This is a genomic window from Kribbella sp. CWNU-51 (genome assembly GCF_054073265.1).
Genome location: NZ_JBSXMZ010000004.1, coordinates 742,975 through 754,168, shown reverse-complemented (window position 1 = coordinate 754,168; position 11,194 = coordinate 742,975). Strand labels below are relative to the sequence as shown.

The following is an 11,194-nucleotide window of genomic DNA, read 5'->3' as shown; positions in this document are numbered from 1 at the left end:
GCCGGCGGGCCCGGCCTCAGGCTGCTCGTTCGTCCTTCGCGACCACGCCGTTCTGCAGCACGAGGACGACGCTGTCCGGATCGGCGAACAGCTTCGGGTCGTCCAGCGGATTCCCTGCGAACGCGACGATGTCCGCCCGCTGCCCGACCTCGAGGGTGCCGATCTCGCTGTCGAGTCCGAGCAGGCCGGCGTTCACCCGGGTGGCCGCGATCAACGCCTCCATGGGCGATTCGGCCGCGGCGCGCAGGGTGAGCTCCGCACCCCGACCGGTCTGATCGGGGCCGATGACGTCGGACCCGAGTCCGACCCGGACACCGGCGGCCTTGGCCGCGAGGAGTCCGTCGACCATGGCCGCGCGTACCCGCACCGCTCGCTCGGCGAAATGGCTGGGCAGGCCGAGCCCGTCGACATTCGTGATCAGCGCCTCGACGGCGGCGAGCGTGGGCACGAGGGAGACCTGGCGTTCGGCCATCAGCGCGGCGGTCTCCTCGTCGATGCCGGTGCCGTGCTCGACGCACCGCACGCCCGCCAGGACAGCAGTGCGGATGCCCTCGACGTTGTGGGCGTGGACGGTGACATAGGTGCCTCGGGCCGCGGCCTCGGCGACGGCCACCGCGATCTCCGCGGAGCTGAACTGGGTGTCGGTGAGCTTGTCGTGATTGGAGATCACGCCGCCGGTGACGCAGAGCTTGAGGAACTGAGCGCCGCGCCGGAACGACTCGCGCGCGTTCCTGCGCATCTCGTCCGGCCCGTCCGAGAGCATCGCCATCGTGCGCAGGCCGGGAATCTCCTGGCCCCGCCAGACCTCGGTGGGCTCCCATTCGGGGGCGTAGTGGCCGTGTCCGCCGGTCTGGCAGTGGATCGGGCCGCACTGCACGATCCTGGGTCCCGGAATCTTGCCTGAGGCAACGACGTTGGCGATGCCGGCGTCGATGCCGCCGCAGTCCCGGACCGAGGTGAAGCCCGCGCGCAGCGTATGCGCACAGTTGGCGAACATGTCGGCGGCGAGCTCCGCCACGGACATGCCGTACCCGATGCTCTGCAGGAGCGGGCTGGACAGGCCGAGGTGGACGTGTGCATCGATCAGGCCCGGGGTGAGCGTGAGGCCGGTGCAGTCGACGACTTCGGCCTCGCGCGGTGCGGACCCGCCGATCTGGGCGATCCTCCCGTCGTCGACCAGGATCCCGGCCGGTTCGGGGTCGTGCCCGGTCGCTGTGATGAGGGTGGCGCCGTGCAGCCAGTGGGTGGAGGTCATGGGCAGGGTGCTCCTTCGGCGTTGCGGCGTACGGATTCCTGACGGTCGAACCATTCGCTTACGTACACACATACACTATGCTGATACGCAAAGAGCGGTGCAAGAGGTATCCAGGCAGGACCGGACAGGAGGAAGGCCGTGGCGACACAGCCCAAGGTGCAGAAGTCAGCGCGGTTGGCGCGCGGGGCGCTCGACCGGGAGACAGTGGTCGCCGCGGCGCTCGAGATCGCGGACCGCGACGGTCTCAGCGGAGTCACGATGGCCCGGGTGGCGGAGGCGCTGGGCGGCAGCCCGATGTCGCTGTACCGGCACTTGAGCGACAAACAGGAGTTGCTGGACGCCGTGGCCGATCTCGCGGTGTCCGAGATCCCCGCCATTCCCAAGGACGGGCGATCCTGGCGGGTCCGCCTCGAAGAGTTCGCGCTCGCCTCGCGGACCTGCGCATTGCGCCATCCGGCCTTGGTCGAGATCGTCCTCGAGACCTACGTCCGCGGCCCGGGCGCGGCCGCCGTCGGGCTCGACATGATCGCGATGCTGCAGGAGGCCGGGTTCGACGAGGACTCGTCGATCCGCGGCTTCATGTCACTGCGGAACCACATCATCGGCGCCCTGGCCTGGGAGGTCTCGCGCTTCCGCCGTGGCAGCGAGGAGTTCGCCCGCGAGGTGGACGTCAACTTCGTGCACGAGGACACGCCGGAGGACTCGCCGATGCGGCGGCTGAGCGAAGTGGTCTCCGAGGACCCGGAGGCGCAGTACATGTTCGGCGTCAGCCGCCTCCTCGACGGTTTCGAGGCGGAGCTGCGGCGGATCCGGCGACGGGCCGGGCAGCAGTGATCGCGGAGACGAGTGACCTGTACCGCCGGCCGACCTTCGTCGACCTGGTCTCGCGCTCGCTCCAGCGGTATCCGGACCGGATCGCCTTCGTCACGCCGAGCGGTGAGACGTCGTACGACGAGTTGCGGCGGCTGATCGCCCGGATCGCGGCCGCCCTGCAGGACGGCGGGGTGAAGTCCGGAGACGGCCTGGCCCTGCTCTCGCCGAACCGGCCCGAGGCCTTTGCCGCGCTGATCGCAGCTCAGTCGCTGGGTGCGCACTACACACCGCTGCACCCGATGGGATCGATGGCGGACCACGTCACGGTGTGCGCCGACGCGGGCATCACCGCGGTCATCGCCGACGAGCCGCAGTACGCCGAGCATGCGAAGGCACTTGCCGCACAGTTGGAGACAAGCCCGCAGGTCTTCCTGCTCGGCGGGGGATCGCCGTCCGACGTCCTGGCGGCCCGTGACTCCGACGGAGACATTCCCACCCTGGCACGCGAATCCGACCTCGCCCTGCTCGGGTACACCGGCGGGACGACCGGGCGGCCCAAGGGAGTGATGCTCTCCCACCGTTCGCTGGTCACCCACCTCTTCCTCACGATCGCGCATTGGGAGCTGCCGACCGATCTCCGGTTCCTGGGCTCGACGCCGTTGACCCATGCGCTCCTCGGCATGGTGCCGCCGGTGTTCCACCAGGGCGGCACCGTCGTACTCACCAGGGGCTTCGATCCGGCCGAGTTCTGCGAGCTCGTGCAGACTCACCGGATCACCGCGACCTTCCTCGTTCCGAGCATGATCTACGTGCTGCTCGACTACATCGCCGAGCACTCGGTGGACCTGTCCAGCCTGCAGACGATCCTGTACGGCGCGGCACCGATGGCACCCGACCGGCTCAAGCAAGCGCTCGACGTGTTCGGGCCCGTGTTCGTCCAGTTCTACGGTCAGAGCGAGGCGCCGAACACGGTCACCACGCTCTCGAAGGAAGACCATGACCTGGCACGACCCGAGCGGCTCGCGTCTTGCGGCAAACCCCATCCGGCGTTGGATGTCGCCGTACTCGACGACGACGACCAGCCCTGCGCGGTCGGTGAACTGGGGGAGGTCTGCGTCCGCGGTCCGCTCCTCATGGACGGGTACTGGCAGCAGCCAGAGGTGACCGCGGAGACGCTGCGCAACGGGTGGCTGCACACCGGTGACGTCGGCCGCTTCGACGAGGACAACTTCCTGTATCTCACCGACCGCAAGAAGGACATGCTGATCACCGGCGGGTTCAACGTCTACCCGCGCGACGTCGAGGACGCGCTGGTGACGCATCCGGAGGTCGCGGCCGCGGCCGTGATCGGTGTCCCCGATCCGAAGTGGGGCGAGGCGGTGACGGCCTTCGTGGTCCGAACCCCTGACGCGACCGCGACGCCGGCCGAGCTCATCGCTCTCGTCCGTGAGCTCAAGGGACCGGTGCACGCCCCGAAGCGGCTGGAGTTCGTGGACGCCGTACCGCTCACGCCGCTGGGCAAGGTCGACAAGAAGCAGCTGCGGGCGCGGTTCTGGGCCGAGCACGACCGGGCCGTGAACTGAACCCCCTTTCCCTGAAGGAGAACCGATGAGCACCGAAACCGTCGGGCGGCCCGTCGAGGCCGGCACCCCGCCCGGGCACGAGGGACGGCCGCGCTGGATGGACGACGAGGCCGTCGCACTGGGCGCGGTCGCCCGCCGCTTCTTCTCCGACGAGGTCGTCCCGCACCTCGAGCGCTTCGACCAGCAGAAGCATGTGGACCGCGAGGTGTGGCGCAAGGCCGGCGCGCTCGGCCTGATGTGCTGTGAGGTCCCCGCGGAGTTCGGTGGGGGCGGCGGTACGTTCGCCCACGACGCGGTCGTGTTCAGCGAGCAGGCGCGCTGCGGCGACACCGGGTTCGGCAACATGGTGCACAGCGGGGTGGTCGCGCACTTCCTGGCGGCGTACGGCACCGACGAGCAACGAGCGCGCTGGCTGCCGGGGATGGCGACCGGAGAGGTGATCGGCTCCGTCGCGATGAGCGAACCCGACGCCGGCAGCGACCTCAAGAACATCAAGTCCCGTGCCGTCCGCACCGGCGACCACTACGTGCTCAACGGGTCCAAGACGTTCATCAGCAACGGCGGGCAGTGCGATCTCGTCATCGTCGTCGCCAAGACCGATCCCGCGGCCGGACGGGACGGGATCTCCCTGCTCGTCCTGGAGACGGCCGACGCACCGGGGTTCCGGCGAGGACGTGTCCTCGACAAGCTCGGCCAGCGCGCGCTGGACACCGCGGAGCTGTTCTTCGACGACGTGGTGGTGCCGGCCGGGAACCTGCTCGGGGACGAAGGTGCGGGCTTCCGCATCCTGATGAGCGAGCTGCCCCGCGAGCGGCTTGTCATCGGCGTCGCCGCAGTGGCGGCCATGGAGCGCGCGCTGGAAGAGACGATCGCCTACACCAAGACCCGCCACGTCTACGGTGCGCCCTTGTTCGCCATGCAGCACGTCAAGCTCGAGCTCGCCGAACTGGCCACCGTCGTCCGGACCTCGCGTGTCTTCCTGGACGACTGCATCGAGCGGTTCATCGCCGGCACCCTCGATCGAACGACCGCGTCGATGGCGAAATGGTGGCTGACCCAGAACCAGTGCGACGTCATGGACCGCTGCCTGCAGCTGTTCGGTGGCTACGGCTACATGCGCGAGTACCTCATCTCCCGTCTGTATGCCGACGCACGGGCCCAGAAGATCTACGGCGGAACCAACGAGGTCATGAAGGACCTCATCTCCCGATCGCTATGAGCAGGGGTTGCGTATGACAGATCCGCACTGGCTGCACGACGACGCTGTAGTCGTCGACACGCACAACGACCTGATCGTCCTGGTGGACCATTTCGACCGCAGGGACCAGCCTGATCACTTCGCCCGGTTCTGGCTGCCGGAGCTGCGGGCCGGTGGCGTCGACGTACAGGTCCTGCCCATCTGTATCGAAGAGCAGTTCCAGTCCGAAGGAGCGCTGCGCCGGACGCTGCTGCTCGTCGAACGGATCCATCAGCTCGCCGCGGAGCACAGCGACGACGTGGCGTTGTGCCTGACCGGCGCGGACATCGACGCCGCCACCTCGTCGGGGCGGATCGCCCTGGTGATCGCGCTCGAGGGAGCCCACGGCGTCGGGCAGGACCCGGAGCTGGTGCGCACGATGGCGCGGGTCGGCGTCCGGGTGACCTCGATGGCGCACTTCGGCCGGACCTTCCTGGCCGACGGAAGCGGGCTGGACGAGACCTCGCGCGGCCGCCTGACTCCAGAGGGCATCACCGCGCTCCGCGAGATGGAGGAGCTCGGCATCGTCTTCGACATCAGCCATCTCGGGATCGCGGGTGTCGAGGACGTACTCTCGCTGGCGACCCGGCCGTTCCTGGCGACGCACTCGGCCTGTCTCGGCATCACCGACATCCACCGCAACCTCGGCGACGAACAGCTCAAGGCGATCGCCGAGCTCGGCGGAGTCATCGGAGTCGCGGCGGCCATCCCGTTCTTCATCGATGCGGACGCGCCGACGGCCGATCGCGTCGTCGACCACATCGAGCACATCATCGGGGTCGCCGGCATCGATCACGTCGGCCTGGGCCCGGACTTCATCGACGACTACTACCAGAACGTGTACGGCGGCTGGCTCGGCGAGTGGGCGCTGCCGACCGGCGACCTGGCCTACCGGCCCGCGGAGATCTCCCGCCCGTCGGACCTGCCGAAGATCACCGAGGTGATGGAGCGCCGCGGGTTCGAGGAACAAGACATCCGCAAGGTACTCGGCGAGAACGTCCTGCGCGTTCTCCGTGACGTGATGGGACGCCCGGCCAGATGACCGTGTCAGCTGATCTCCAGTTCGCATTGAGGAGCAAGGACGTCCGGACACCGGCCGAGTTCGCCGCGACCGACATCCGGCTCGAAACGGTGCAGGTGCCGATGCGGGACGGCGTCCGCCTCGCCACCGATCTCTACCTGTCGCCGCGGCTGCCCGCTCCGGTGATCGCGGTGCGTACGCCGTACGGACGCGACGGCGACGCTCTCGTGGCGCCCTTCATCTCGTTCGCACGCCGGGGCTATGTCGTGGCAGTGCAGGACCTTCGCGGTACGGGTGACAGCGAACCCGAGGACCACGACTTCTACATGTTCGAGCCGCAGGACGGGTACGACTTCGTCGAGTGGGTCAGCGCGCAGGACTGGTGCGACGGGTTCATCGGCTCCCTCGGTGGCTCGTACGTCGGTCAGGTGCAGTGGCCGATGGCACGGCATCCGAAGATGACCACGATCGTTCCCGAGGTCAGCGGGATCGGGGTCGGCACCAAGACCGCATCCCTCCACATGGTGGTCAATGCGCTCGCGCACACGATCGGCCACGGCGAGGAGAAGACCGAGGTGCCACACTGGCAGCTCGAGCCGATGATGCTGGACGAGACGTTGTCGACCGGCTTCTTCAACGAGCCTTTCGTCAGTCCGATGCTGGCCGAGCTGGCGGAGTCCTTCCCCGCGATCAAGGACCTGTCGCCGGTGGAGGCGCAGGCATGGTTGTGGGCGCACTACTGCTCGCTGACCTGTGCGGAACGGGCCGAGTTCGTCCGTGGTATCACGGGGTCGGCCCACGTCACCATCGTCGATGCCGAGAACATCGGGCCGCTCTTCGGTCAGGGCATCTCGCTCGACCGGCACACGTTGCCTGCGGTCGACCCCACGCGGCAGGTCGCCGACTTCCAGGCGATCCCGCTACTGCGCACCGGTTGGTACGACTGGTTCATCAACGACGCGCTGGCCACCTTCGAGCTCCTGCGCAAGCACGCCCCCGAACCGCTGCGCTCCAAAGCCCGGATCATCATCACTCCCTCCTCCCACAACTCGATCGGCTACAAGGAGCGGATGGGGGAGCACCCGGAGCTGCAACACAACCACTGGTCCAACGTCGACTTCACGCTGCGCTGGTACCAAACCGTGCGGGACGACGCGGTCGACGAGTGGCCGCGCGTCATCTACTACCTGATGGGCGCGAACGAGTGGCGGAGCGCGGACGACTGGCCGCTGCCCGAAGCCGTCGACACCCCCTTCTATCTCGGGGCCGACGGAATGCTGAGCAGCACGCCTCCGCCGGAGCAGCAGGCTGCGGACGCGTACGTCTACGACCCGCTCGACCCTACTCCGACCGTGGGCGGCAGCATCGTCTCCTGGGTCTATCCGCCCGGGAGCGTGGATGTCAGTGCGGTCCAGCAGCGCGGCGACGTGCTCACGTACTCGACGGAGCCGCTGGAGCACGACGTCGATGTCGTGGGCAAACTTCGCGCAGTGCTCTACGCGAGCTCGTCCGCGGTCGACACCGACTTCGCCGTACGGCTGAGTGACGTAGGGCCGGACGGGCGGGCTGTCCAGCTGCAGAACGGTCTGCTGCGGGCGAGGTACCGCGACCTCGATCGAGGCGCCGAGCCGCTCGTGCCCGGTGAGATCTACCCGCTGGAGATCGACATGTGGGTGGTTGCGAACCGGTTCAAGGCCGGCCATCGGATCCGGATCGACGTCAGTTCGGCCGACTTCCCGCGATTCGACCGGAACACCAACCTGGGCGGCGCGCCGGGAGATCCGGTGCCTGCGACCCAAACCATCTATCGGGATGCGTCGCACCCCTCCCACGTCGTCCTGCCCATCTGCCCGGCCCGCTCATCGGAGCAGTAGATGTCCTACGAGTTTCTGTGCACCGAGGAACGTGGCGCGACCACCGTCGTGACGCTGAACCGGCCACCCGTCAACGCGGTGAACCTCAGCATGTACGAGGAGATCCGCGACCTCTTCGGCCGCTTCGACGAGACGCTGCCCGGTGCGAAGGCGGTGGTGATCACCAGCGCCGGCAAGCACTTCTGCGCGGGGAACGAGCTCGAGGAGTTCCTCACTCTCACCGAGCTCAACTCCGCGGGGCGGATGCGGCTGGTCCGCGATGCCTTCGCCTCGATCTACGACTGTCCGGTACCGGTGGTCGGCGCCGTCCGTGGAGTGGCGCTGGGGACCGGTCTGGCGATCGCCGCATCGTGCGACGTCGTCGTGGCCGGTGAGAGCGCCCGGTTCGGTACGCCGGAAGTGAGCGTCGGTGTGATGGGTGGAGCTGCGCACCTGGCCCGTCTGATTCCCCAACCGATCGTGCGCGCCATGTACTTCACGGCCGAGCCGTGGCCGGCGGCGGATCTGGTCGGGTTCGGGTCCGTACTGCGGGTCGTCCCGGATGGCGACGTACTCGACAGCGCGCTCGAATTGACCGAGAAGATGACGCGGCACAGCCTGGCCGCGCTTCGCCATGCCAAGGAGGCCCTGAACACCGTCGAGTTCATGGACCTCAAGGCCGGCTACGAGTTCGAGCAACGAATGACCGGGCGACTCGCTGCCGAGGCAGACTCCAAGGAGGCGGTGGCGGCGGTCCGCGAGAACCGGGCGCCGGTCTACAGCGACCGGTTGGGACGGTCGTGAGTACGCCGACCGGTCTCGTCGACTCGTTGTGGGTGTACCCGGTCAAGGGTGCCGTGGGTGTGGCGGTCGATGAGGTCGACGTCCTGCCCGGCACCGGCGCGCTGCACGACCGTTCACTGGCGATCGCGCGCGGCGACCAGCCGGTGCAGCCCCGGACGAAGTGGCTGGCACGATCGGCCTTCAAGCAAGTGGCACGCGATCCCGACATGACACAGGTGACGGTGGCGATGCCCGGGCCCGGCGTGGTCGAGCTCCGCCATCGCGCTCACCCAGGCGGGCGGTCGGTGCGTTCAGACCAGGCGCAAGCGGACCAAGAGGCCGTCCTGCGCCAGTGGTTCGGCGAGCCAGGGCTGCGCCTCGTCCACGCCGATGCGGCGGCGTTGTGGGACCTCTCCGACGCCGAACTCTCGCTGATCAACCTTGCCTCGGTCCGCGCCCTCGAGCGGCTCACCGGATGCACGCTCGATCCTCGGCGATTCCGCGCAAACGTCTACCTCGACGGCCTGCCCGCGTTCGCGGAGCTCTTGTGGGTCGGGCGACGCGTCCGGCTCGGCGACTGCGAGGTCGAGGTGATCCGGCCCACCGCCCGCTGCCGCGCGACGTCCGCGAACCCGGCCACCGGAGAGCGGGACATCGAGTTCCCCTCCCTGCTCGCCCGAGCCGTCGGCCACCCGAACCTCGGCGTGTACGCGCGTGTGCTCAAGCCCGCCCGGCTGCGCGCCGGCGCGCAGGTGGTCGTGGGCGGCCGGCCCGATCCGGCTCAGCTCGTCGACGGGCTGCGGGAACGCCGCGAGGTGCCGCAGGCGTGGCCGCGGGAGGCGGAGATTCTCGAGACGGTACGCGAGGACGCCCGGACGATCAGCTTGTGGCTCCGCGACCCCTTCGGTCTACCGGTAGTGGCCGGCCAGCACATCCGGGTGCATTTGCCCACCGCGAACGACGGCCTGACCTGGCGCGCGTACAGTGTCTCCGGCCGGCAGGACGACCGGATTCGGATCACGGTGCGGCTGCGTGGCGAGGTCTCGAAGCGCCTCGCGTTGGTGGCCGGCGGAGACCGCCTGCTCGTCTCGGGCCCGTTCGGAGTCCCGGCGCTCTCCCGGGAGCAGCGGCCGTTGTACCTGGTCAGTGCCGGCATCGGCATCACCCCTGTGGCTGCGGCGTTGCAGCAGCTGGTGGCGGCTGCCGACCGGCGCCCGGTCTCCGTGCTGCACGTCGACGTCAGTCAGCCGAGCGCGACGCTGTGGCCCCAGGTGGCCGAGCACGCTCGGCTGTCCGGCGGGACGGCCGCGCTCTTCGAGACCCGCCCCTCGAACGCGGCCGCACGACGTCCCACCGCGCGCGACCTACTCGACCACCTGCCCAACGAAGGCCATGCCGACGCAGAGGCGCTGGTGTGCGGCTCGACCGAGTTCGTGACGATGGCGTCCACAGCGCTCAGAGCAGCGGGAGTGGACCGGGATCGAATCCATGCCGACCCATTCCTCTCGCCGGCGACCGATCCGCCGGTCCGACGGCCCGCACCGGGTCCCGGCCCGTACTCGGTGACCTACCTGCCCGACGGCACCGCAGCGACGTGGACGGACGCTGATGGCACGCTGCTCGAGCTGGCCGAGCAACACGGGGTGCCCGTGCTCTCCGCCTGCCGGTCCGGCGCCTGCGGCAGCTGCACACTCGACCTCGTGCGCGGCGAAGTCTCGTACCTGATCGAGCCGGCACTCCCGCCGGGTTCGCGCGCGGTACTGGCCTGCTCCGCGGTGCCGACCGGGCGGGTCGTGCTACGGCGGCGAACGCTCGCCGACGACGTGTCGTAGGTCAGTCCACGACGACGGACCCACCCAGGTACGGACGGCTCAGGCGGGTCAGGACGTCGTGGAAGGCGTCCATGAACGCCGTACGGACGTTGTTCCGTTCGAGCGCGGCGACGCCACGGACCGTCGACTCACCCGGTGTGCCGACCTCTCGGCGTACGGCGAGAGTGTCGCCGTCCCGCTTGATCAGGAGCTCGGCCGTGCCGGCCATCGTCTCGAGAAACATGTCTCTCGCGGTTTCGAAGTCAAGACCGTGGCAGACCGCGGCATCGATCGCTGCCTCGGCAAGGACGGCGATGAGGGCGGGCATCACCCCGGCCGTCGCCGTGGCCAGATCCATCTGGCGCTCGGGCAGAACCACGACCGTTCCGAGCCTGGAGAGAAGGTCGACAGCGGGCTCGCCACCTTCGGCTACGGCCACCACGCCTCTGCGGACCTCGACCGGCGTGTTGGGCATCGTCCGTACGACGGTGGCGCCCGGGTAGGCGTCCTGGAGTTGAGCGATGGTGGTCGGGCCCATCATCGAGATCACCAGTTTTCCGGTGGCGTCGATGCCTTCGGCGATCGCCGCCAGCTGGTCGGGACGATGCCCCAGGAAGATGGTGTCCGAACGCCGGAAGAGGTCGGCGTTGGAGGGCATGACCTCTCCGCCCAACTCGGCCACCAGGGCCGCCGCTCGCCCGGAACCGTTGTCTGTCGCGTAGATCGGCTCACCGAGCCCGCGCGCGATCGCACCGGCCATGTTTCCTGCACCAACGAAGCCGAGCATGGGGAATCCTCTGTCAGGCGGAACGAATCGGTCACTGGAACCATAGGTCGC

The 11,194-nt window shown here is 68.9% G+C and carries 9 protein-coding genes; 7 read left to right on the top strand and 2 right to left on the bottom strand.

Features of this window, described 5'->3' with window-relative positions:
* Positions 1–16 precede the first annotated feature (16 nt).
* Complete coding sequence (locus ACXC9Q_RS05645; RefSeq protein ID WP_457055398.1) at positions 17–1,255, bottom strand: amidohydrolase family protein; 1,239 nt, start codon at positions 1,253–1,255, stop codon at positions 17–19.
* 138 nt (positions 1,256–1,393) lie between these two features.
* Between ACXC9Q_RS05645 and ACXC9Q_RS05640 the strand changes: the two genes are divergently transcribed.
* The 7 genes from ACXC9Q_RS05640 to ACXC9Q_RS05610 are packed head-to-tail and all read left to right on the top strand — an operon-like array spanning position 1,394 to position 10,377.
* The gene (locus tag ACXC9Q_RS05640) at positions 1,394–2,089 is read left to right on the top strand and encodes a TetR/AcrR family transcriptional regulator (protein WP_457055397.1); all 696 of its coding nucleotides are present in this window, start codon (positions 1,394–1,396) and stop codon (positions 2,087–2,089) included.
* The gene (locus tag ACXC9Q_RS05635; RefSeq protein ID WP_457055396.1) at positions 2,086–3,651 is read left to right on the top strand and encodes an AMP-binding protein; all 1,566 of its coding nucleotides are present in this window, start codon (positions 2,086–2,088) and stop codon (positions 3,649–3,651) included. The genes ACXC9Q_RS05640 and ACXC9Q_RS05635 overlap by 4 nt, the downstream gene beginning before the upstream one ends.
* 25 nt (positions 3,652–3,676) lie before the next feature.
* Positions 3,677–4,870 (top strand): acyl-CoA dehydrogenase family protein, encoded by a 1,194-nt coding sequence (locus ACXC9Q_RS05630; RefSeq protein WP_457055395.1) that lies wholly within the window; start codon positions 3,677–3,679, stop codon positions 4,868–4,870.
* Between the two features lie 13 nt (positions 4,871–4,883).
* On the top strand, positions 4,884–5,930 hold the full coding sequence (locus ACXC9Q_RS05625; protein WP_457055394.1) for a dipeptidase: 1,047 nt from the start codon (positions 4,884–4,886) through the stop codon (positions 5,928–5,930).
* Complete coding sequence (locus ACXC9Q_RS05620) at positions 5,927–7,783, top strand: CocE/NonD family hydrolase (RefSeq protein WP_457055393.1); 1,857 nt, start codon at positions 5,927–5,929, stop codon at positions 7,781–7,783. Before ACXC9Q_RS05625 ends, ACXC9Q_RS05620 begins: the two co-directional genes overlap by 4 nt.
* Positions 7,784–8,566, top strand: coding sequence for an enoyl-CoA hydratase-related protein (locus ACXC9Q_RS05615; RefSeq protein WP_457055392.1), 783 nt, complete (start codon positions 7,784–7,786; stop codon positions 8,564–8,566). It begins immediately after the preceding gene.
* Positions 8,563–10,377, top strand: a complete 1,815-nt coding sequence (locus ACXC9Q_RS05610; protein ID WP_457055391.1) for an MOSC domain-containing protein — start codon at positions 8,563–8,565, stop codon at positions 10,375–10,377. The genes ACXC9Q_RS05615 and ACXC9Q_RS05610 overlap by 4 nt, the downstream gene beginning before the upstream one ends.
* Before the next feature lies 1 nt (position 10,378).
* Here ACXC9Q_RS05610 and ACXC9Q_RS05605 read toward each other — a convergent pair whose 3' ends face one another.
* On the bottom strand, positions 10,379–11,143 hold the full coding sequence (locus ACXC9Q_RS05605; RefSeq protein ID WP_329477643.1) for a pyrroline-5-carboxylate reductase family protein: 765 nt from the start codon (positions 11,141–11,143) through the stop codon (positions 10,379–10,381).
* Between the last annotated feature and the right edge of the window lie 51 nt (positions 11,144–11,194).

Coding starts and splice junctions, on each gene's coding strand:
- ACXC9Q_RS05615 (WP_457055392.1), top strand. CDS start 7,784: ATGTCCTACGAGTTTCTGTGCACCGAGGAACGTGGCGCGACCACCGTC.
- ACXC9Q_RS05605 (WP_329477643.1), bottom strand. CDS start 11,143: ATGCTCGGCTTCGTTGGTGCAGGAAACATGGCCGGTGCGATCGCGCGC.
- ACXC9Q_RS05630 (WP_457055395.1), top strand. CDS start 3,677: ATGAGCACCGAAACCGTCGGGCGGCCCGTCGAGGCCGGCACCCCGCCC.
- ACXC9Q_RS05645 (WP_457055398.1), bottom strand. CDS start 1,255: ATGACCTCCACCCACTGGCTGCACGGCGCCACCCTCATCACAGCGACC.
- ACXC9Q_RS05625 (WP_457055394.1), top strand. CDS start 4,884: ATGACAGATCCGCACTGGCTGCACGACGACGCTGTAGTCGTCGACACG.
- ACXC9Q_RS05620 (WP_457055393.1), top strand. CDS start 5,927: ATGACCGTGTCAGCTGATCTCCAGTTCGCATTGAGGAGCAAGGACGTC.